Annotated in this window: 20 protein-coding genes and 2 pseudogenes; 14 read left to right on the top strand and 8 right to left on the bottom strand. The window is 65.0% G+C overall.

Annotated elements, in window-relative coordinates; genetic code table 11:
* Positions 1 to 9: 9 nt before the first annotated feature.
* Positions 10 to 783 (bottom strand): enoyl-CoA hydratase-related protein, encoded by a 774-nt coding sequence (locus ACH49N_RS32190; protein ID WP_317763954.1) that lies wholly within the window; start codon positions 781 to 783, stop codon positions 10 to 12.
* 481 nt (positions 784 to 1264) lie between these two features.
* Here ACH49N_RS32190 and ACH49N_RS32185 point away from each other — a divergent pair.
* The 6 genes and pseudogenes from ACH49N_RS32185 to ACH49N_RS32160 all read left to right on the top strand — a co-directional run.
* Positions 1265 to 1588: pseudogene (locus tag ACH49N_RS32185) on the top strand (helix-turn-helix domain-containing protein); the annotation flags it as partial.
* A 300-nt stretch (positions 1589 to 1888) separates the two neighbouring features.
* On the top strand, positions 1889 to 2644 hold the full coding sequence (locus ACH49N_RS32180; protein ID WP_250768603.1) for a TetR/AcrR family transcriptional regulator: 756 nt from the start codon (positions 1889 to 1891) through the stop codon (positions 2642 to 2644).
* A gap of 341 nt (positions 2645 to 2985) precedes the next feature.
* Positions 2986 to 3390, top strand: coding sequence for a hypothetical protein (locus ACH49N_RS32175; protein ID WP_159922261.1), 405 nt, complete (start codon positions 2986 to 2988; stop codon positions 3388 to 3390).
* Positions 3391 to 3634: 244 nt separating this feature from the next.
* Positions 3635 to 4126 (top strand): SRPBCC family protein, encoded by a 492-nt coding sequence (locus ACH49N_RS32170; RefSeq protein WP_159922263.1) that lies wholly within the window; start codon positions 3635 to 3637, stop codon positions 4124 to 4126.
* Between the two features lie 412 nt (positions 4127 to 4538).
* Positions 4539 to 5384: a pentapeptide repeat-containing protein gene (locus ACH49N_RS32165; protein WP_358276675.1), complete on the top strand. Its 846-nt coding sequence runs from the start codon at positions 4539 to 4541 to the stop codon at positions 5382 to 5384.
* Between the two features lie 52 nt (positions 5385 to 5436).
* Positions 5437 to 5874: a hypothetical protein gene (locus ACH49N_RS32160; protein WP_159922267.1), complete on the top strand. Its 438-nt coding sequence runs from the start codon at positions 5437 to 5439 to the stop codon at positions 5872 to 5874.
* A gap of 46 nt (positions 5875 to 5920) precedes the next feature.
* On the opposite strand, the gene ACH49N_RS32155 is transcribed toward ACH49N_RS32160, so the two are convergent.
* A complete protein-coding gene (locus tag ACH49N_RS32155; protein ID WP_250768211.1) occupies positions 5921 to 6496 on the bottom strand; it encodes an ABATE domain-containing protein in 576 nt (191 codons plus the stop codon).
* A gap of 82 nt (positions 6497 to 6578) precedes the next feature.
* Here ACH49N_RS32155 and ACH49N_RS32150 point away from each other — a divergent pair.
* Positions 6579 to 7750: pseudogene (locus tag ACH49N_RS32150) on the top strand (epoxide hydrolase family protein).
* A 67-nt stretch (positions 7751 to 7817) separates the two neighbouring features.
* Here the strand turns inward: ACH49N_RS32150 and ACH49N_RS32145 are convergent.
* From ACH49N_RS32145 to ACH49N_RS32135, 3 genes are all read right to left on the bottom strand, one after another.
* On the bottom strand, positions 7818 to 8858 hold the full coding sequence (locus ACH49N_RS32145) for an NAD(P)-dependent alcohol dehydrogenase (protein WP_159922273.1): 1041 nt from the start codon (positions 8856 to 8858) through the stop codon (positions 7818 to 7820).
* 108 nt (positions 8859 to 8966) lie between these two features.
* The gene (locus ACH49N_RS32140; protein WP_159922275.1) at positions 8967 to 9428 is read right to left on the bottom strand and encodes a MerR family transcriptional regulator; all 462 of its coding nucleotides are present in this window, start codon (positions 9426 to 9428) and stop codon (positions 8967 to 8969) included.
* A 200-nt stretch (positions 9429 to 9628) separates the two neighbouring features.
* Entirely contained in the window at positions 9629 to 10324 is a 696-nt protein-coding gene (locus tag ACH49N_RS32135) for a FadR/GntR family transcriptional regulator (RefSeq protein WP_358276674.1), read from the bottom strand.
* A 197-nt stretch (positions 10325 to 10521) separates the two neighbouring features.
* Here ACH49N_RS32135 and ACH49N_RS32130 point away from each other — a divergent pair, with 197 nt between their 5' ends.
* From ACH49N_RS32130 to helR, 5 genes are all read left to right on the top strand, one after another.
* Positions 10522 to 11886, top strand: coding sequence for an SLC13 family permease (locus ACH49N_RS32130; RefSeq protein WP_317763968.1), 1365 nt, complete (start codon positions 10522 to 10524; stop codon positions 11884 to 11886).
* Positions 11887 to 12046: 160 nt separating this feature from the next.
* Positions 12047 to 13243, top strand: coding sequence for a CaiB/BaiF CoA-transferase family protein (locus tag ACH49N_RS32125; RefSeq protein ID WP_250768205.1), 1197 nt, complete (start codon positions 12047 to 12049; stop codon positions 13241 to 13243).
* The gene (locus tag ACH49N_RS32120) at positions 13243 to 14751 is read left to right on the top strand and encodes a carboxyl transferase domain-containing protein (RefSeq protein ID WP_358276684.1); all 1509 of its coding nucleotides are present in this window, start codon (positions 13243 to 13245) and stop codon (positions 14749 to 14751) included. Before ACH49N_RS32125 ends, ACH49N_RS32120 begins: the two co-directional genes overlap by 1 nt.
* Before the next feature lie 200 nt (positions 14752 to 14951).
* On the top strand, positions 14952 to 16184 hold the full coding sequence (locus ACH49N_RS32115) for a glycosyltransferase (protein WP_358276673.1): 1233 nt from the start codon (positions 14952 to 14954) through the stop codon (positions 16182 to 16184).
* A 2-nt stretch (positions 16185 to 16186) separates the two neighbouring features.
* Complete coding sequence (helR, locus tag ACH49N_RS32110; protein ID WP_358276683.1) at positions 16187 to 18325, top strand: RNA polymerase recycling motor ATPase HelR; 2139 nt, start codon at positions 16187 to 16189, stop codon at positions 18323 to 18325.
* A 38-nt stretch (positions 18326 to 18363) separates the two neighbouring features.
* On the opposite strand, the gene ACH49N_RS32105 is transcribed toward helR, so the two are convergent.
* Together ACH49N_RS32105 and ACH49N_RS32100 are read right to left on the bottom strand one after the other, a co-directional pair.
* Complete coding sequence (locus tag ACH49N_RS32105) at positions 18364 to 18786, bottom strand: hypothetical protein (protein ID WP_213572140.1); 423 nt, start codon at positions 18784 to 18786, stop codon at positions 18364 to 18366.
* Positions 18787 to 18904: 118 nt separating this feature from the next.
* A complete protein-coding gene (locus ACH49N_RS32100; protein WP_109329809.1) occupies positions 18905 to 19390 on the bottom strand; it encodes a carboxymuconolactone decarboxylase family protein in 486 nt (161 codons plus the stop codon).
* A gap of 150 nt (positions 19391 to 19540) precedes the next feature.
* Here ACH49N_RS32100 and ACH49N_RS32095 point away from each other — a divergent pair, with 150 nt between their 5' ends.
* Positions 19541 to 20476 (top strand): RNA polymerase sigma-70 factor, encoded by a 936-nt coding sequence (locus ACH49N_RS32095; protein WP_358276672.1) that lies wholly within the window; start codon positions 19541 to 19543, stop codon positions 20474 to 20476.
* Positions 20477 to 21011: 535 nt separating this feature from the next.
* On the opposite strand, the gene ACH49N_RS32090 is transcribed toward ACH49N_RS32095, so the two are convergent.
* Positions 21012 to 21350, bottom strand: coding sequence for an RNA polymerase-binding protein RbpA (locus ACH49N_RS32090; protein ID WP_005255751.1), 339 nt, complete (start codon positions 21348 to 21350; stop codon positions 21012 to 21014).
* 172 nt (positions 21351 to 21522) lie between these two features.
* Between ACH49N_RS32090 and ACH49N_RS32085 the strand changes: the two genes are divergently transcribed.
* Positions 21523 to 21855 (top strand): hypothetical protein, encoded by a 333-nt coding sequence (locus ACH49N_RS32085; RefSeq protein WP_109329829.1) that lies wholly within the window; start codon positions 21523 to 21525, stop codon positions 21853 to 21855.
* Positions 21856 to 22030: the final 175 nt, after the last annotated feature.

Here is a 22030-nt window from a genome sequence, read left to right as displayed (position 1 = left end):
GCATTCATCTCATGCTCCCGTGTAGGCCGGTGCGCGATGCTCGAAGAATGCTGCTACGGCCTCTTTGGCGTCTGAGTAAGCGGACAACTCGCCGGAAAGACCCTGCTCGAACTCGTAGCCGCCCTTGAGGTCCTGGTATTCGATCGCATTGAGGCTGCGCTTGGCGAACCGCAACGTGACCGGGGAGTGCCGAACCATCTTGGCCGCCACGTCGTAGGCTACGTCGAGTAGCTGATCGGGATCGACGACTTTCAAGACGCCGCCCTGCTGGGCGAGTTCCTCGGCAGACAGCGATTCGCCGGTGAGGTGCAGGTAGCGGACCAACTGCTGCGGTACCAGGCGTGAGGCATGTTTGGCGCCGCCCATAACACCGACGTTGACCTCGGGAAGTGTGAAGGTGGCGCCCTTGGCTGCGACGACCAGATCACACGACGCTGCGAGGGCCAATCCGGTGCCCACGGCCACTCCGTGGACAGCCGCGATCACCGGCAACGGGCAATCGTAGATCGACCAGAACGCTTCACGGACCGCAAGCATGCGCTCACCGGCGTTTTCCGGCGTCATCGTCTGGAATTCGGTGAGATCGTTGCCGCCGCAGAAGTGCTTGCCGGCGCCGGTCAAGACGATCGCCCGAGCCTCGGGGAGGTACTCCTCCGTGTGGGTGAAGAACCACTTGATCTCTGCGTACATCTCCCGGGTGACCGCGTTGACCGGTGGGCGGGTAAGCCAGACCGTGCCTACCTTCTGATCGGTCTTCCATTGCAGAAATTGCAGATCCTTCATCAAAGTTCCTTTGTTCGAACGGGTGTAAGCAGAAGCTGTGACCGGCCGGGTGCGGATGGTCACCTCCATGAGGCGGCATGTCCTTGATCCCTAGTGGTTTGCTTCACAACCTGATGTGCTTCTACTCACATTAGTAGGCCCCTCTCCGTAGATATGTCAATAGCTCGTATCTGAATATGTGGAACTGATCGGGGGCAGGAAGTTCAGAGGATGCATCATTGCACTTTCGTTCATTCGCAAACGTATGACCTGGTTGGGGCCGTAAACGCCGAGTAGGGAGGGCTGACTCCCCGCGAGTGAACCGCGGCAGCGCGAGGTGTGCCTCGCTGCGTGTTAAGACGAGAATGTCAGGCGAACGTATCTTCTGTTGAATCGAGCAGGTAGCATCTAGTCAAGGAAGTTTGTCCATGGCTCTTATCGTAAAATCTGCGTACAGTACGGACTGCGGCCGTAGTGGAGACCTCACCTACGCTCGGGCGCAGTGCGCCTGCGCCGCCCCGCGTGGGAAGGAGGCATTGCGTCCGATCGGCTCTCGAACGGCGGCAGTGCGGGATACTGCGGTGGACCGTCCGCCGCATCGCATAGGGGCGTCGAGGAGGAAAAGGGTGTCGTGACCGCATCGCAAATTGTGAAGGTGTCCACCGCCTCGCGCCGGCGACCCCGTGACCGGCGTGCGCAGATACTCCACAACGCCAGTGAATTGTTCACGAAATACGGGTTTCACGCCGTGCGGATGGAAGACATCGCTGAGGCAACCGACGTCACCGCACGGGCGATCTACCGGCACTTCGCCAACAAGCAGGATCTACTGTCGCAGGTGGTCCTCGAAGACCAGGACCGACTGCTCATGGCAGCCCAATCCGCCGAGAGCTCCGAATCCGGCGGCTGCAGCTTGGAGCAGTTGTTGACGTTGATGGTCGAGGCATCACTGGAGAGCCTTCGACTCGGCCCCCTATGGCAGCGAGAAGCACGGCACCTCACCGCCGATGACTTCGAGCGAGTGCGCGAGGGTACTCGTCGCGTCGGAGGCGCGGTGCGAAGGGCCATTGAAAAGGCCGATCCCTCCAAGAGCAGATTCGGTGCCGACGTACGCGCGTGGATGGCAGTGAGCATCATCACCAGCCCAGGGCACTACGACCGTTCGCTGTCACAGCGTCGCCTGTCCCCACTGCTGGTGTCTGCTGCGTTGGCAGCCATCAATACCCCCGAATGCGGTTCAGCGTCGCCCGATTCCGGCGATGCGCCAGCGGCGGAGGCTCCAGTCGCACATGAACGGCCAGGTACTTCACGTCGCGAACAGATCATCGCAGCAGCGGCGCGCGCGTTCCGGGAGCGCGGTTTCGGTGGAGTCAGCCTCGACGAGTTCGGCATCGCAGGCCCTGCCGTCTACAGGTACTTCGACAGCAAGGCAGACATCCTCTCCGCCTTGATCATTCGAGTACAGGAATGGATGGCCCTGGAAAGCTCCAGGGCGATGCATCACAGCGCCTCGGATGAACAGGTCATCGAAGGCCTCGTGAGAGGTTATGTGCGTATCGCAACCGAAGCAACGGATCTGCTCGCCGTTTCGGTTACCGAAGCCCTCAACCTCCCCGCCAGTGCTGCCGAGCGTAATCGGCGAGTCCGCCAGGACGACCTCGCCGAATGGGTCAAATGGCTACGAATCTCGCGTTCAGAAGTCACCGAGGCCGACGCACTCGCGCTGGTGAATGCGGTTCGCACGGCACTCAACGATCTTGTCCGTATTCCGCACCTCTCACGACACGCCGAGTTCCCCGAAGAGCTTGTTGCGTGCTCGCTGAATGCTCTTCTGAATACCCCGATGCCATCGGCACGATCGGGTCGGCGGCGTGATGAATAACCATGGTTGGCTAGAGAGCGGTGCCCGAGAGTCCGCTGCACCAGGGCCCCGAAAACGACTCAGGCCGTTGGCGAGCTGAGTAGCGGCATACTGTGCCGACATGGATTGCGAGCCGAGTCGGTCGAAGGCGAACCACGGGCACCGACGTGGGCGAGTGCCGCTCCGAGGTCAGTGTGTCCAGCGGCTCGTCCGTGGTAAGGCCTTTGCCGCACACGTGCTCCGCGGCACCGAGTTCGAAGCCTCCCCGCGAAGACCGCCACTCGCCCCCACGCCAGTTGTTCGATCGGCCCGGAACCGGGCTTGTCGGGGACTGACAGCCCGTAACGGGCTAACCTGCGCAGATGAGGTTCTTGGTCGGCTGCTCCTACGTCAGTGTGTTGTGTGCCTTACTGATCGGAGTGTGGGTGCTTCCCCAGCTGTTGACGAAGGGATATATCGATGTAGGCGGTTCCCCGGCCTTCGAGCCGTTGTTCATCTATCCAGGGGTGGTCGGGTTTGTCGTCTGCATCATGGCCGCTGCGACTTCGTTGGTCCTGATTGGACGCCGCAGACTTACCTCGGTCGGTCAACGCCTCATCGCGGCTGGCCAGGTGTTCACAGTCACCTTGTTCGCCGCATGCATTGCGTCGTTGTGGCTGCCATCGGCGACTGGATGGGAACTACTCGCACTGCCCGGAGCATTGCTGATCGGTCAGACCGCGGTGGGGGCCGGCTTGGTGTTTTCGAGATCGCTGAGGGGCACCTGATGAACGGGATGCTGTGAGCGCTTGCTTGCCGCGACTGGGCACGCACTTCGTGGTGGATAATCGCCTCGGCGAGCCGCACGTCGACGGGTGCGGCGCAGCCGCAACACGCCCTTGCCCTCCGCAGATAGGGCGATCCCGCCGTGACCACCGCAACCGGGAGATCGTTGGACGTGCCATGACCTCACGGTATGAAGCGAGGGTGCTAGCGTCGGCTTCCTTACTCGGGAACCAGGAGAGCTCCGCCATGAAGTACACCGTCTCGATCGAGATCGCCCTGCCTCTGGAGACAGTGGTACAGCTGCTCGCCGACTCGGCACACCTGCCGAAGTGGCTGCGGGGTCTGGTGCTGCACGAGCCGCTGAGTGGGGTGCACGGGCAGGTCGGTACCAGATCGCGAGTCGTGATGCAGATGGGGAAGCACAAGTTCGAGGGCACCGAGACCATCACGCGTCGGGAACCGGCAGACCTGCGCGGGATCCCGAAAGGGAGCGTCGTTCACTTCGACCGCGAGATCGTCGGCGAGGGCATGTGGAGTGCCGTGCGCGACCGGCTGACCGAAGCGGGTCCGGAGATCACGCTCTGGGTGAGCGAGAGCGAATACCGGTTCGACGGCTTGCTGATGCGCCTGGTGGGGCTCCTGATGCCCGGCTCCTTCCGCAAGCAGTCGCTACAGCACATGCAGGACTTCAAGGCGTTCGCCGAGCAGGGAAAGGACGTCCGCGAAGCGAAGGACTGATCTACGAGCAGCTCTCCCGAAGAGTAGGAGCAGCCGGACGTGACCTCATGAGGCACCGCAAGGGGTCCGCTTTCGGAAACCGCTCGGAAGCTCGAGGTTCCGATTCGGGCGATCGGGCTGGGCGAGCGCGGTGGGGACGAGTTGCGGGTCGCCGCGGCCGAGCTGGTACTTTGTGTGCAGTGCTTACCATAAGTCGTCTGTGACCCAGACCCTTAGCGTTGATTGTGTGCCGCGCCTTCGTGCGGTGGTGATTCCGTGTGCCTCGAGAGGGAACCCGTTGGCGGGTTCCCTCCTCCTGTCCTGCATTGGAATCGCCACTTGGAGCTCACTTGATCATTTCATCGACAACCATGTCCATGCCGCGTCGGCGGCGCCCGTTCGTCCTCCGCCGTGCTGAGCTGGAGATTCTGCGATGACCGCCGCTCCTGCGCCTCAGCGCCGTCAGGATCTGCGCGCCGACTGCGGAAGCTGTTTCGCTTTGTGCTGCACTGCGTTCGGGTTCTCCCGATCGGTGGATTTCGCCGAGGACAAGCCAGCCGGCACACCATGCCGGCACCTCGGTTCGGAGTTCTCCTGCACCGTCCACGCGGGACTCCGCTCACGGGGGTTCCGCGGCTGTACAGTTTTCGACTGTTTCGGCGCCGGCCAGGCCGTATCCCAGCGATTGTTCTCAGGGATCAGCTGGCGCGAGCGTCCGGATTTGCAGCAACGCATGTTTGCCGCCTTCAAGGTCATGAAGCAACTGCACGAGATGCTGTGGTACCTGCTCGAGGCGCAGGCGCGTACCTATGACCCGGACGCTGCACGTGAAGCTCGCGAACTCGCCTCAGTCATCACCGCACTGACTCGTGGCGGCCTGCCCGAGCTACTCACGGTCGATATGAATGCTCTGCATTCCGATGTCAGAGCAGTCCTCGTCGACACCAGTGAGGAAGTTCGAGCTTCCTACTTCGCCGAAAGTGGACACCTGGACAAGGTCCTCGCTCCCGGGGCGGACCTTGTCGGTAAGAATTTGCGCGCACGCAGATTGTGCGGCGCGGACCTACGCGGAGCCTGTCTGATTGCCGCAGACCTGAGGGAAAGCGACCTCACCGCGGTTGATCTGCTCGGAGCGGATCTTCGTGATGCCAGGTTGGAGGGCGCCGATTTGTCGGCCGCGTTGTACGTCACCCAACCTCAAATCAACGCCGCCCGAGGTAGCGGCGAAACGCGTTTGCCCACCGGTATTTCTGCTCCCGCACACTGGCACAGTCAGTAGCCGGTCGGCCGACCACATCGTTCCGTCACAGACTATTCCGCCGGATAGAGGGATGTCGACCGTCGGCGTGCTTGCTACGGACACCGGGCACTTGACCGATCTGGCCGCCGGTGTGGCTCACGGCATGGCCATCCCTCTATCCGGCCTGTTCGACGCAACGAAGCTCGGCGGCCTTCGGCAAACCCTCGCGACGCGGTGTTCGACGAGCTTCCTGCACCGTGATGCACTCACACATCTGTCGACACGGATTCGGAGCACGCGGGGCGCACTGCAGAACCGTGATCGGTGCGAGCTACCGGTGGACGATCGTGGCACCGAGACGAAGACTGCCGGTGAGAAACTCGGCGACTCGGTCGGGATCGGTGGGCGTGCAGCTCACCAGTATCTTCACTTCTACGTCGCGTTTCATCGCGTCAACGGTGAGCGCGACTGCGGTGATGCCGGTGGTCGAGTCCGTACCACGGAAATTATCGCTGTCCATGTCCACTAGATGTGTCGCAGACGTGGGGCCCATCTGGATGCGCCGAGGGTGACGGTTACTTTGCTGAGTGGAAGTTCTTGCGCTGGTTGGCATTGAAGCGCGCTTTCTTCTGACGATTCCCGCACGTGTTCATGTCACACCATTTGCGGGTGCGACTTTGGCTAGTGTCGAAGAAGGCGGCTTGGCAGGTTGGCGATGCGCACAAGGCCAATTTTCCGTCTCGTTCGCCTGCGATGATGCTGATGGCGTCGGCGGCGATCACGCCTAGGGCATCTTCTACGCAGGAAGCCGAGCTAAGTCGCCATCGCCGATTGCCTTCGGGCGTCAGGATAGCCGCGGCTCGGCCCTGAATGCTGCAGTCATTGATGACTTGGACAGCAGGCGCAGGGAGAGGGTCGTGGATTGCGGCCGCTGTTGCTGCGGCGTGAATTGATTCCCTCAATGCGCGAGCGAGTTCGAGCTGGGCGGGGGTGCAGGCGTCCACGGCGAGGCCGTTCGCGGCCAACCAGTCGATGAGGCGGTGCGGCGTGGGAATGCGCTCGACAGCGTTGCCATGACGCTCCGACAGAGTCCCGGTGAAGCTTGTCGCCAGCACATTACCGAGGCGAAAGTCAGGAAATCCAGCACGCATGGAACCACCTTAGCTGGTTGCGTGCTGACCTGAGGGCGTGTTAGAACCGTCTTAGCCGGTTCCACGATGATCGGGAGGTCTCATGCCCCGTCCAACGAGCGACGTGCAAGCATTTGAAGCCCACGCAACTGACGCTGAACTCGACGATCTGCGCTCGCGATTAGCCGCGGCGCGGCTACCAGAGACTGAGACGGTCTACCGCGCTGCGCCCGACCCTCGCCGATGGGAACAGGGCGTACCTCTCGCCGACCTCGTCGATGTCGTGGATTACTGGCGCACCGGGTATAACTGGCGGTCGTTCGAAGCGCGCCTTAACGGGATCGGCCAGTTCCGCACGAGCATTGATGACTGGGGATCCACTTCCTGCACCGCCGATCTGCGCGCGCGGATGCCACGCCTTTGATCTTGACGCACGGCTGGCCAGGCAGCATTGCCGAGTTCATTGATGTTGTAGACGAGCTGGCAGATCCGAAGAATCCTGGCGCGCCGGCGTTCCACGTCGTGGTCCCGTCGTTACCAGGATTCGGTTACAGCGACAAACCGGCCACCACCGGGTGGGGAACCGAAAAGATCGCGGCCGCATGGGTGGAGCTGATGGGAAGGCTCGGCTACGGCAGGTTCGTAGCCCACGGGGGCGACTGGGGAGGTGTGATCACGACCGTCCTCGGCGGCAGGTTCCCCGCGCACGTTCTAGGCATCCACACGACGACCGCGCAGGCACCGCCCGGGTTGACAACGGACGGGCTGACGGCGGACGAGCGCACATGGACCGAGGAAACCCGCGATTTCTGGCGCCACCACGCGGCCTACGCGAAGCAGCAGGCGACCCGACCCCAGACCATCGGGTACTCGCTCGTCGACTCACCAGTCGGACTTCTTGCCTGGATCCTTGACAAATTCGCGGAGTGGACAGACACCGAAGACAGCCCGTTCGAGACGATTTCGAGAGACAGTGTTCTTGACGACGTCACCCTGTATTGGCTGACACGGACCGGCGCATCGTCGGCCCGCATTTACTACGAAAGCCACAACTCGCTCGACCCCGAACTTCGGGTCGACGTCCCGTCAGCAATCAGTATGTATCCCCGCGACATCGAGAAGTGTCCGCGCCCTTGGGCGCAGGAGCGGTACCGACAGATCGTCCGATGGAGGTCGCCCGAAACCGGGGGACATTTTCCGTCGCTGGAGGTTCCCGCGTATTTCGTCAAGGATCTACAAGAATGCCTCGCGGCAGTGCTGGCCGCTAATCGGTGAGGCGGCCGGTTGCCGGTGTGTGATGTGCGGGTGAACGCCCGCCTCGTCCGGCGGGCGTTCACGTTGGTCAGTTCAGGGTGGCGGTGTCGATGACGAACCGGTATCGGACGTCTGAGGCGAGGACCCGCTCGTAAGCCTCGTTGATCTGGTCGGCGGGGATCACTTCGATGTCGGATCCGATGCCGTGCTCGGCGCAGAAGTCGAGCATCTCCTGGGTCAGGGCGATGCCGCCGATCATCGACCCGGCGAAGTTGCGACGGCCGCCGATCAGCGACATCACGTTCAGGCTGAGCGGCTCGGCGGGGGCACCGACATTGACCAGGGAACCGTCGACGGCGAGGAGTCCGAGGTAGGCGTTGAGGTCGATGGCGGCGCTGACCGTGTTGACGATGAGGTCGAACCGACCGGCGAGCTGCTCGAAGGTGCTGGGGTCGGAGGTGGCGTAGTACGCGTCGGCGCCGAGGCGGAGTCCGTCCTCCTGCTTCTTCAGCGACTGGGACAGCACGGTGACCTCGGCGCCGAGGGCGTGGGCGATTTTGACGGCCATGTGCCCGAGCCCGCCGAGGCCGACGATGGCAACTTTCTTGCCGGGACCGGCACCCCAGCGGCGCAGCGGAGCGTAGGTGGTGATTCCGGCGCACAGCAGGGGAGCCGCGGCAGCCGGGTCCAAGCTTTCCGGGACGGACAGGACATAGTCGGCATTAACGACGACGTGGGTGGAGTAACCGCCCTGGGTGGTGGTGCCGTCACGGTCTACGCCGGCGTAGGTGGGGACCATGCCGTCGGTGCAGTACTGCTCGTCGCCGCCCTGGCAGTTGATGCACCGGCCGCAGGAGTTGACCATGCAGCCGACGCCCACACGGTCACCGATTTTGTGGCGTGTGACGTCGGCGCCGACCTCGGCGACGGTGCCGACGATTTCGTGGCCGGGCACGACCGGGAAGGGTTGCGGACCCCAGTCGCCGTTGACGGTGTGGATGTCGGAGTGACAGATGCCGGCGTACTGAATCTCGATGAGGACGTCGTGGGAGCCGACGTCGCGGCGCTCGATGGTTGTGGGAACCAGCGGCTGGCCCGCGGCGGGAGCGGCGTACGCGTGGACGCGCATGGCAAATCTTCCTTCTTCTCTGGGGTCACTTCGGTAGTGAGTAGGGCAGGGTCGCGTGACCGGTGACGCATCCGTCTACGGGCGAGCACCGGGCGTGCGGGGTGTGGACTATCGCTTCTTGGTGTTCTTGAGGTCGTCAGCCAATGCACTCGCCTCGGCCGCGAGGAGGGTGGCACGGGCCTCGTCGCCCGCGTCGATCGCGCGCCAGTAGTCGATCTTCAGGTCGACGTAACGTTGGCGGAGTGCCATCTGCCGGGCCTCGACTGCAAGTTGCTGCCGGCGTTGGGTCAGCAATTCGATCTGCGCGGGTGCGGCCCCGGCCCCGAGTTGTGCGTTGGCGACGTACTCTTTCATGTCGCTGACCGACATCCCGGTTGCCGCCAGGCACGCGATTGCCAACAGCTGTCCCAAGTCGTTCTCGTCGTAGACCCTGTGTCTACTGCTCTCCCCACGGCTGATCGGCGCGATCACGCCGACCGACTCGTAGTAACGCAGCGTGCTGGCCGGAAGTCCGGTCAGTGCGGCCGCGTCCTTGATCGTGTAGTCGCGTGGGGTGGTTCGTGCACTCACGACATAAACGCTAAGAACTTCAAGTACTTGAAGTCAAAGGTTGAGTGGGTCACACCCGCGGACGTGGACGGACGATCGGCGCTTGCACACACTATGGGGCACCTTGCGGGTACAGCGCTGGCCGAGTGCGCCGTGATGCGGGTCGAGCGGGGAACGGACCCTGACCCACCGGCAGTCGGTCGGCGGCAAGGATGCCCCGGTTACCCGCTCTCGCGCAGCAGCGCAACGTCGGACACCATCCGGATGTGATCGGCCATCGCACGGGAAGCGCCTGCGGAATCCTGGTCGCGAATCGCCGCCGCAATGCGCCGGTGCCCCTCGAGGGAGGCTCGTGGGCGTTCAGCCTGGGACAGGGATTCGATCCGAGTCTCCCGGATCAGTCCGGAAATTTCGCGCATCAGCTTGGCCAGTAATGACGAGTGTGCGGCGACGGTGATGGCCTCGTGGAACTGCTCGTCACCGAGATCGCCACGATCGCCGGCGGCGATCTCGGATTCCATCGTCGCGAGTGCGTTGTCGATCGCCGCCATCTCCGCGTCGGTTCGCCGCTCGGCGGCAAGCCCGGCGAGCTTGACCTCGAGTGCCTCGCGGGCCTCGATCACCTCGGGAAGGCGGTCGGCGTGTTCGCGTAGCGCCTTGACCGCTCGTTCCTCGATGGGCCGGCGGACGAGCACGGCGCCGTCTCCGTGCCGGACCGACACCACACCCTGCACCTCGAGGGCGACGAGCGCCTGGCTCAGGGAGGCGCGGCTCACGCCCAGCTGGGCTGCGAGTTCGCGCTCCGCCGGGAGTCGGTCACCCGGCGTCATCTCGTGGTCGGCGATATGGGCACAGAGCTGCTCGACGATTACCTCGTACAGCCGCGGTCGCGCTACCGGACGCAGTTGCTCAGCCACTGGGCCACCCACTCTCCATTCCACTGAACCTACTCCACGGTATCTCGGAAAGTCGTGTAACCACACCCACAGTTGCTGTTGACAGTGATCCGCGACACTGCTTTTATGAAGTGGCTAGGCCAATCTGCCACTGAGTCAATTCACCTTTCCGGTGGCGGCCGAGACCAGTTGCCACTGCCACAGAACCGGAGACGTTCATGTCGACCGAGTTGATCCCCATCCTTGCGCTCGCTGTCATGTTTCTGGCGGCGACCGTGCTGCCCGTGAACATGGGCGCACTCGGCTTCGTTGCCGCCTTCTTCGTCGGAACACTGTCGCTGCACATGAGCAGTGACGACATCATCGCCGGATTTCCCAGCAGCCTGTTCCTGACGCTGGTCGGCATCACCTACCTCTTCGCGATCGCCCAGAACAACGGGACCGTCGACCTGATGGTCCGCGGGGCGGTGCGGCTGGTTCGGGGTCGTGTCGCGTTGATTCCTTGGGTGATGTTCGGGATCACCGCGGTGCTCACCGCGATCGGTGCGCTCGGCCCCGCCGCCGTGGCGATCGTCGCGCCGATCGCTCTCGGCTTCGCCGCCCGCTACAAAATCAACGCGCTGCTCATGGGCATGATGGTCGTGCACGGAGCCCAGGCCGGCGGTTTCTCGCCGATCAGCATCTACGGCGTCACCGTTAACGACATCGCATCAAAGGCCGGATTGACCAGCAGTCCGCTCACTCTTTTTCTGGGAAGTCTCCTGTTCAACGCGGCGATCGGGGTGCTCCTCTTCGTGTTCCTCGGCGGCCGCGACCTGATAGGGCGCAGCGTGCACGACGACGGTCCCGAGGGCGCAGCGGGAACCGGCGGCGAGGGCTCGGGCGGGGGAGTGCCCTCGACCGGAGGCAACTCGGGTCCGGGAGGAGCCACCGCGACCAAGGTGCGCCCGACGCCGACTGTTACTGACTCACCGGCACCCTCTCGTGTCACGTTCGATCAGGCCCTCACACTGGTCGGCCTCGCTGCACTCGCCGTGTTCTCGCTGATTCTCGACCTGGACGTCGGCTTCATCTCGATGACCGTCGCCGTCGTGTTGGCGCTCGCTTCGCCAAAGGCGCAGAAGGGCGCGATCGCGCAGATCAGCTGGTCGACGGTGCTGCTCATCGGCGGCGTCCTCACCTTCGTCGGAGTGCTGCAGGAAGCGGGCACCGTCGAGTACGTCGGAAACGCGGTCGCAAGCCTGGGCATGCCTCTCCTAGTCGCGCTGCTCCTCTGCTACATCGGTGCCATCGTCTCGGCCTTCGCGTCGTCCACGGCGATTCTGGGTGCGACCATTCCGCTAGCAGTTCCGTTCCTGCTCGCCGGTGAGGTCGGTGCGGTGGGAGTGATCGTCGCGCTCGCCATCTCCTCGACCATCGTGGACGTCAGCCCGTTCTCGACCAACGGTGCGCTGGTCCTCGCCAACGCGCAGAACGTCGATCGAGACCGGTTCTACAAGCAGATCCTGAAATACAGCGCCCTCGTCGTCGCGATCGGCCCACTCGCGGCGTGGGCGATTCTTGTGGTGCCCGGCTGGCTCTGACCGTAATCGGGTAGATCCGCTGCCTCTTCGCAGGCCACGGCGAATTTTCTCTCTTGACATCAGCCGGATCAGATGTTTCATTTAATTGGCTAGTCCACTAGCCCACTGAACCAACAGTCCAGCTCTCTCGGCTCTCGCCAGGAAGTAACGGTGGTTTCACATGTCCACGAAAACGATGGAGCGCACAGGTCCGCTGCAGGGAGTGGTCGTCGTCGATCTGACCCGCGCACTTGCGGGTCCGCACGCGGCGATGATGCTCGGCGACCTCGGCGCGGATGTCATCAAGGTCGAGACCCCGCGCGGCGGCGACGACACCCGCGGGTGGGGGCCGCCCTTCGTGGAGCCGGCCGACGCCGAACGGGAGTCGACGTACTTCCTGTCCGCGAACCGGAACAAGAAGTCGATCACTCTCGACCTGAAGACGGACGACGGCCGCGGGACTCTCGAGTCTCTCGTTCGGTGCGCCGACGTCCTGATGGAGAACTTCCGCACCGGTGTCCTCGACCGGTTGGGGTTCACGACCGAACGTCTCGCGGAGCTGAACCCGCGCCTGGTTGTCCTGTCGATCAGCGGTTTCGGTCACGACGGTCCCGAAGGCGGTCGTGCGGGGTACGACCAGATTGCCCAGGGCGAAGCGGGACTGATGTCGCTCACCGGACCCAATCCCGACGAGGTTCAGCGTGTCGGTGTTCCGATCGCGGACCTGCTCGCCGGCATGTACGGAGCGTTCGGTGTCGTCGCGGCCCTGCAGGAGCGTGAGCGCACGGGACGGGGTCGCGTCGTGCGAACGTCATTGCTGGCCAGTGTCGTCGGCGTGCACGCCTTCCAGGGCACGAAGTGGACCGTCGCGGGTGAAATCGGTGAGGCGCAGGGCAACCACCATCCCTCGATTTCGCCCTACGGGCTGTTTCGCACCGCCGACGGCGCCGTGCAGATCTCGGTGGGCAGTGAAGGACTGTGGCAGCGGTTCTGCGCGGGCTTCCACCTCGACCCGGACGCCCCCGGAGTGGCCACGAATGCCGAACGCGTCGAGAATCACAAGCAGGTCCTGGAATTAGTGGAGGATGCGTTCGGCGCGTACACCAGCGACGAACTTCTCATCGAACTCGACCGCATGGGCGTACCTGCCGGACGGGTCCGGACGATCTCCGAGGTCTACGAATGGGAGCAGACCAAGTCGCAGGGACTGCTCGTCGACGTCGACCACCGCACCCTCGGAACCATCACATTGCCCGGCCCGCCACTGCGATTCTTCGAACCGGACGGCACCGAGGTCACCGAGACCCGGCACACCGCACCACCGGTTCTCGGCGCCGACACCGACAGCGTGCTGTCGTGGCTGAAGGAGTGCAGCTGATGGCCCGCCTGACCGCTCGCGAACTGCTCGATCTCGTGGTCGACGACGGCACCTGGGAGTCGTGGGACACCCCTCCGATTCAGGTTTCGGGGGACTGCGAGTACGCCGACGAACTGCAGCGCGCACAGGAGAGAACCGGCCTCGACGAGGCTGTCCTGACCGGGGTAGGCACCATCCGCGGCCGTCGAACGGCGATCCTGGTCTGCGAGTTCGGTTTCCTCGGCGGCTCCATCGGCGTGGCCGCGGGGGAGCGGCTAGTCGCCGCGATCCGCCGCGCCACCCGCGAGCGTCTTCCGCTGCTCGCTCTGCCCACGTCGGGCGGCACGCGGATGCAGGAGGGGACGACCGCGTTCCTGCAGATGGTCAAGATCACGGCGGCAGTGGTCAAGCACAAGGAAGCGCATCTGCCGTATCTCGTGTACCTCCGGAGTCCCACGACCGGTGGAGTGTTCGCGTCCTGGGGTTCCCTGGGCCACGTCACCATTGCGGAACCGGGAGCGCTCGTCGGTTTCCTCGGACCCCGCGTGTACGAGGCGCTGTACGAGTCGCCGTTCCCGGCGGGCGTCCAGACCGCCGAGAACCTCCACGCGCACGGACTCATCGACGCGGTGCGGCCGCCGGACCAACTCGCCGAAATCGTCGACCGCTCACTGCGCATCATCACCTCCCGCCGCGGTGGCCGGCCGTCGCTCGCTGACGCCCCAGTCCACGGAACCCAGCCCGAACTGTCCGCGTGGGAGTCGGTGGTCGCCTCCCGCCGCGAGGACCGGCCCGGTGTGCGGGAGGTGATGTTCCACTCCGCGTCGGATGTCCTGCCGCTCAACGGGACCGGTCAGGGCGAGAACGATCCAGGTCTCATCCTTGCTCTCGTCCGGTTCGGTGACATGCCGTGCGTCCTGCTCGGGCAGGACCGCCGAGGTCAGACCACGCGGTCACCACTCGGCCCGGGCGCGCTGCGGGAGGCGCGCCGGGGAATGCGGCTGGCGGCGGAACTGAATCTACCGTTGGTGACCGTCATCGACACCGCGGGTGCGGCGTTGTCGAAGGAGGCGGAGGAAGGCGGCCTCGCCGGTGAGATCGCCCGCTGCATCGCCGACATGGTCTCACTCGACGTCCCGACCATCTCTCTGCTGCTCGGGCAGGGCACCGGCGGCGGCGCGCTTGCGTTGATCCCGGCCGACCGGGTGCTCGCGGCCCGACACGGCTGGCTGTCCCCCCTGCCACCCGAAGGGGCGAGCGCAATTCTGCACCACGACATCGCGCACGCCCCGGACATGGCCGCCCGACAGGGAATCCGATCGTCAGATCTCCTCGCGAATGGCATCGTGGACGAGATAATTCCCGAATATCCTGATGCCGCAGAAGAATCCACGGCATTCTGCACTCGTGTCGGTGCCGCACTCCACCGCGAGCTGTCGCTCCTCGACGCGGCAGACGCCACCCAACGACTCTCCGACCGTGCGGAGCGATTCGACCGGATCGGTCTGTTGCAGCCCGCACCTGCATGACCGCGGTGCCGGGGATCCCGATCGGATCCCCGGCACCGCGGTTTTCGGGGGAAGATGTGCGTCCGCATCGGACGAGAGGGAAAGAGACGAACTCTCTTCCACTTTCAATGTATAGCGCACCCGGGGTCTTGCGGCAAGGCCCGGGTTGTGCCGCACACTTACCGGCCTGAGCCGGAACCGGCGGAATTGGGGGACATGGAGTGCGTGTGTTGTTGTCGACGTATGGGTCGCGCGGTGATGTCGAACCGTTGGTGGGACTCGTAGTGCAGTTGCAGGACCTCGGCACGGAGGTGCGGGTGTGCGCGCCGCCGCACGAGGACTTCGCGCAGCGCCTGGCTGGTGTCGGCGTATCGATGGTGCCCGTCGGGCAGTCGGCACGTGCGCTGACGACCGCGGCACCGTCTTCGGCGGACCTGCCCCGGCGCGCGGCTGAGTTGATCGCCGCTCAATTCGAGGCGGTTACTGCTGCTGCCGAGGGAAGTGACGGGTTGGTCGCGACCGGTGTGATGCCTGCGGCGGCTGGTGCGTTGTCGGTGGCCGAGAAATTGGGAATTCCGTCCGTGTCCGTGACCTTTCAGCAGCTCACCTTGCCATCACCGCATCGCCCGCCGCTGGCGTATCCGGGCCGGTCGTTCCCGCCAGATGTGACGGACAACCGGACACTGTGGGACCTGGACGCTCAGAGCATCGATGCGCTTTTCGGTGAGGCGCTCGACACCAACCGGGCGTCGATCGGCCTGCCCCCGGTACGCCACGTTCGCGACTACGTCTTCGGCGACCGGCCGTGGCTCGCGACGGACCCGATTCTGGACCCGTGGCGGCGGACGTCAGACCTCGACGTCGTCCAGACCGGCGCGTGGATCCCGCCCGACGACCGCCCACTTCCTGCCGACTTGGTGGCATTTCTGGACGCCGGCACACCGCCGGTGTATGTGGGCTTCGGCAGCATGCCCATGGGAGCGGCGAAGGACGCCGCCAGGGTGGCAATCGAGGCGATCCGCGCGCAGGGGCGCCGCGCACTCGTCGGTCGGGGCTGGGCGGACCTGGCGCTGATCGACGACCTCGACGACTGCTTCGCCGTCGGCGAGGTCAATCAGCAGGCACTGTTCACCCGGGTAGCCGCCGTCGTGCACCACGGCGGCGCTGGAACGACGACGACGGCCACGCGGGCAGGCGCGCCACAGGTGGTGGTACCGCAGGTGGTGGACCAACCGTACTGGGCTGGACGAGTGGCCGCTATGGGTATCGGCGCAGCGCACGACGGTCCGGTTCCGACCTTCGAGTCGCTGTCGGCAGCACTCACGGCGGTGCTGACTCCTCAGACCAGAGCACGGGCGGCCGCCGTGGCGGGCACGATCCGCACGGACGGGGCAGCGGTCGCCGCGACACTGCTGCTCGACACGATTGACCGACCGACGGATCGGAGCCGATGACTGTGAACCCCTTGACTACTACGGCATTCGACCTTCCCGACCATCTCACGGCCAAGGCCGACCCGGCGCTGATCGCCGGGGACGAGCGGCACTTCGCCGCGATCGCAGAAAGCCTCGAACAGTCCATCGCCGACCTGTCCCGCCGCATCGATGCCGAACGCAAGGCGCCCCGCCGTCTGGGCCAGGAGGCGATGGAGCGGGACATGATGGTTCACGAGCTGAACGCTCAGCTGCGCGCCTTGCGCCGCTTCGGCTTGGACCTGTGCCTCGGACACATCGTCAGCGCCGACAACCCCGAGCCCGTGTATGTCGGACGCCTCGGCCTCATGGACAGCGCGGGCAATCAGCTGCTGGTCGACTGGCGTTCGCCCGCGGCCGAGCCGTTCTTCGGGGCCACCCACGCCAACCCGCTGGGCCTGACCCGCCGTCGCAGGTATCGCTGGACCCGCGGGCGGATCAGCGATTACTGGGACGAGGTGTTCACGCCGGACGGGTTCGAAGGGAACGCGGCGCTCGACGACCAGTCCGCGTTCATCGCCAGCCTCGGCAGCAACCGGACTGCCCGAATGCGAGACGTGCTCGGCACCATCCAGGCCGACCAGGACGCCATCATCCGCGCGGGATCGAGCGGGGCCCTCGTCGTCGACGGCGGCCCGGGTACAGGTAAGACCGTCGTCGCTCTGCACCGCGCCGCGTACCTGCTCTACTCCGACCCCCGACTCCGTCACGGGGTGCTGTTCGTCGGACCACACGAGCCCTACCTGGCCTACGTCGCCGACGTCCTGCCCAGCCTCGGCGAAGAGGGCGTCCAGCTGTGCACCCTGCGCGACCTCGTCACCGAGGGCGCCGCCGCCCGGGTCGAGCAGGATCCGGAGGTGGCGCGGCTGAAGTCGTCCGCGGATCTGGTGAAGGCGATCGGCGCGGCCGTCGAGTTCTACGAGGAGCCGCCCACCGAGGGCATGACGGTGGCGACCGACTGGACCGACCTCTGGTTGAGCGCCGACGACTGGGCCGAGGCATTCGCAGCGCCGGAACCCGGCACTCCGCACAACGAGGCGCGGGAGCAGATCTGGGAGCTGTTGCTCACGATCCTGATCGACAAGTACGACGGTGACGTCCCAGCCGCCCAACTCCGGAAGTCGTTGCAGCAGAACGACGAATTACGTGCAACCCTCGACAACGCATGGACCCTGGTCGAAGCCGCCGACCTCGTCGCAGACCTGTGGTCGGTGCCCGCCTACCTGCGCAAGTGCGCACCCTGGCTCAGCGACGACGAGATTCGGAAGTTGCAACGCGCGGACACCCAGAATTGGACGGTGTCCGACCTGCCACTGTTGGACGCGGCACGGCAGCGGCTCGGGGACCCGGAGGCGTCACGACGCCGACGTCGGTACGACGCCTCCGTCGCTGCCGAACGCGCGCGCATGAGTGACGTCGTCGACGACCTGATCGCGGCCGACGACTCGGAAATGCTCGTGATGTCGATGCTGCGTGGCCAGGATCTGCAGCAGTCCCTGGTCGACGAGACCGCTCTGCCGAGCTCCGACCCGGACTTGCTCGCCGGACCGTTCGCGCACATCGTGGTGGACGAGGCTCAGGAACTGACGGACGCGGAGTGGCAGATGTTGTTGCTGCGCTGCCCGTCCCGCAGCTTCACCATCGTCGGGGACCGGGCCCAGGCCCGGCACGGGTTCACCGAGTCGTGGCACGAACGGCTCGGGCGGATCGGGTTCGATCGGATCGACCTCGCCGCACTGAGCATCAACTACCGGACCCCGGAAGAGATCATGACGGTAGCCGAACCGGTCATCCGTACCTTCCTCCCGGACGCCAACGTGCCGACATCGATCCGCAGCAGCGGCAACCCCGTCGTACACGGGTCCACGTCGGAGCTGGGCTCGATCCTCGACGCCTGGCTCGAATCGAACTCCGACGGGATCGCATGCGTCATAGGCGAGCCCGCGTTTCGGTCGACGTCGCGTATCCGGTCGCTGACACCGGAGCTGTCGAAGGGGCTCGAGTTCGACCTCGTCATTCTGGTCGACCCGGCGTCGTTCGGTGAGGGGATCGAAGGAGCCGTCGACCGCTACGTCGCCATGACGCGGGCAACCCGGCAACTCGTCATCCTCACGAGTTCCTGACGCCTGCCGACCACAGGCAGGGGAGCTGCCCTCTCGGACTACATCAGTTCGCCGCCAGTCGCCTGCAATTCCAGATAGTCGCGCACCAACAGGGGAGAGCAGGGTGTGGACACGTCAGCCCAGGGAGAGTGGTCGGGTAGTTGCAGTGGCAGCGTTTCCGGTATCGCTTCGCGACACCGGATGCCGGCCCGCAGTGGCGGCGTCAGAGAGTTCCACCACGTGTCGAGGGCGCATCTGCAGTGGGCGAGGTAGTCCGAGAGTGGTCCCTGCAGAAGCGCTATCTGCGGCACCGAATCAGCTTTACCACTGATAGCCGCGACGCACGAGTTTCCGCACACGGTCATCACCTGACCGATGAATTGCGGCGGCATTATGCCTTCCGGGTTTCGCAGCAGGGCGAGGCGCGCGCCGGCGGAAAGGGCTTCATACGCCGCTTCGGGGTCGATTGCCTCGTCACCCATGCCACGACGGTACTCGGATGTGGTCGTCTGCTACCAGGAACCGCGCTAGTCGGTTTTCCGGTCCGGTGAAGGATCGCCGAGCGGCCGGCGACCCTTCACCAGGTATTGGGTCTGCCGGTCAGCTCGTCATACTGGCGAACATGCCGGGTTCGTAGGACCCGGCCGGATTACGCACGATCACGTTGATCCGGTTGGCGGCATTGATCAGGGCCACCAGGGACACCAGCGCGGCGATCTGGTCGTCGTCGTAGTACTTGCGCACCTGCGACCAGGTCTCGTCGGACACGCCGTGGTGGGCGTCGGCGAGCCGGGTGCCCTCTTCTGCGAGTGCCAGCGCGGCCCGCTCGGCCTCGGTGAACACGGTGGCCTCGCGCCAGGCGGCGACCAGATTGAGCCGGATCGGGGTCTCGCCGGCGGCCGCAGCATCCTTGGTGTGCATGTCGGTGCAGAAGCCACAGCCATTGATCTGGCTGGCCCGGATCTCGACCAGGTGCTGGGTGGCCTTCGGCAGCGGCGATTGGTCGATCACCAGGGCCGCGTTCGCGAACCGCTTGGCGAACTTCATGGCAATCTCATTGTCGAACAGGTCGAATCGGGCATCCATGACTTCGTCCTCACTCGTGGTGTCGTGCTGATCTGTACGAACATGAGATGCCGGCCACCCGACCGTTGTGACACATGTTTCGGATGTCACAAAACGGCGGCGTCCGGTGTCTGGTGTGTGACACAAAACGACAGAGAAGAGGAGCCACCCATGGCCGGCACGTCGCAGACCACGCCCCCAGATCGTGGCGGGAGCCAGGATGATCATTCGGATCCCGCTACCGACGCGTTCGTCGCCCACCGCAACCTGCTGTTCACCGTTGCCTACGAGATGCTCGGCTCGGCCACCGACGCGGAAGACGTCCTCCAGGAAACCTGGCTGCGCTGGGCAGGCGTCGATCTCGACGCCGTCCGCAATCAGCGTGCATATCTCGTCCGGATCACCACCCGCCAGGCCCTCCTCAGGCTGCGGACGCTCAGTCGGCGCAAGGAGTCGTACGTCGGCCAGTGGTTGCCCGAGCCGCTGCTGACCGCACCCGATGTGGCCGAGGACGTCGAGTTGGCCGACAGCGTGTCCATGGCGATGCTGCTGGTGCTCGAGACGCTCGCGCCGACCGAGCGGGCGGTGTTCGTGCTGCGTGAGGTGTTCGATCTCGAGTACGGCGAGATCGCGGAGGCCGTCGGCAAGAGCCCGGACGCTGTCCGTCAGATCGCGCACCGGGCGCGGGGACATGTCGCGGCGCGCCGACCGCGCGGCGTCGTGTCCCCGGCCGAATCCCGAGACGCACTCGAGGCGTTCCAGCGGGCACTCGAGACGGGTGATCTGCAAAGCCTGCTCGACCTGCTCGCACCCGACGTCGTCCTCTTGGGTGACGGCGGCGGGGTCAAGCAGGCTGTGCCGCGACCGATCGTGGGAGCCGACAAAGTGGGTCGCCTGCTGGCGGCCGGCCTGCCGCGGATCGACGGCCAGGTGTCGGTCGAGCCGGTGCAGATCAATGGCTGCCCAGCTCTGATCGTCCGGCTCGACGGTGAGATCGACGACGTCGTGGCGGTGCGGATGGACGACGGCATGATCACCGGGCTCTACGTCGTGCGCAATCCCGAGAAGCTCTCACGCGTCGAGCAGGAGAACCCGGTGAGCCGCTGAGGCGTCAAAGGGCCCGAGTACCTCTGATGAATCGATCGATACGCCGAACAGACCGAAAGGTTTGAACGAGGCGCCGACGGGAAATACCACACGCGGCGGCGCGTTGCAGGGGAAACGGGCTGGTACACCCTCATCTTTTGTCGGCGCGGCGCCAGGGCGATCCGGGGCGGCCCGTCCTGCTTGAAATTGAAACCAAACCCTTGACTCCGCTGTACCGAATAGTAGATTGAGAGCGGTCATGTGACCTACCTCTCGAGCTGAGAAGTCGGGTGGTCGGTCATACGTGGTGTTCTTCGACTGCGTGTTCGGGGCGTGACTCTCGGTTTGTGTGCCCGGAATGTAACGCGCCTGCGTTCCAGCAGATCGGAGTACGTGGATGAGTCCTGTCGCGACTGTCGCCACGCCAACGACCTATAGCAGCCAACCCATGCCCACCCTGGTACCAGCCACTGATCCCACATCGAGGACGGCGCAGACACAGCAAACGCCGCCCCAGTCGAGCCGGGACGGCGTTCGTATCGTGGAGCAGCCTGTATCAGGCTCCGCGTCGCTTGGCCTTGAGCAGGTCGAGACGCTCCTTGAGCAGCTCTTCCAGTTCTTCCTTGGAGCGACGCTCGAGCAGCATGTCCCAGTGGGTACGCGGCGGCTTGACCTTCTTGGCCTCGGGTGCGGTGCCCTCGACCAGGGTGCCCTCCAAGCCGTTGCGGCAGAGCCACGTGCCCGGGATCTCGGCGTCGTCCGCGAACGGGATGTCGAACACCTCACCGTTGTCGCACCGGTACTTGGCCATCCGACGGGGTGCGAGGTCGTGGTCACGGTCGGTCTCGTAGCTCACCGCTCCGAGTCGACTCCCTCGAAGTACGCGATCTGCCATGGTTGTGTCCTCTCCTCGATCGTCTCCGCGCGAGCACGCCTGGACAGCAGCCAAGCGTTCACACTCATCTACAACGCCACGGCTTCCCGATTGGTTCCCGCACGCCGCGCAGATGCAACCTCGCCATCTTACCGGGCGGGCATCGGGGGGTCGCGCAGTAAGGTGGTGGACCATGACCGGCGCATCCCGCAGACCCGACTCGTGCGTGTGGTGCGGCCGGGAAGTCGCGGAGTCCGGGATGGGGCGACGCCGCCGGTATTGCCGCCAATCGTGCCGGCAGCGAGCGTACGAGCAGCGCACCCAGGTCAAGGGCACGAGCATCCCCGCGGATGCCGTGGTGCTCACCGCCGAGGAAGCCTCCGCCATGGTCGACCGGATCTTCCAGGTTCGTTGTGCGGCCGAGGACGTGGCGACAGCCGTTGCCGAAGGTGCGGCGGCCCATGAGCTGGAGTCGTTGTGCGCCGACCTCCTGCACCTTGCACGTGAGGCCGAACGCTTCCGCTGAGGCCCGGCCACGGGCAGCGGGAAGTGCTGCGCATCCTGCTCGACCGGCCCCATCCGGGTCGCCGTCGCAGATCGATGGCGATTCCGGCACGAACATCACGAATCGACGCACACCGGACCCACGCGTGAAGCACGATCAGTACAGCGTGGCGGACCGGCGACAGTCGGTTCGTCCC

This window comes from Rhodococcus sp. NPDC019647, from assembly GCF_044389235.1.
Lineage (GTDB): Bacteria > Actinomycetota > Actinomycetes > Mycobacteriales > Mycobacteriaceae > Rhodococcus_F > Rhodococcus_F oxybenzonivorans.
This window is presented reverse-complemented; position numbering and strand designations above follow the sequence as displayed.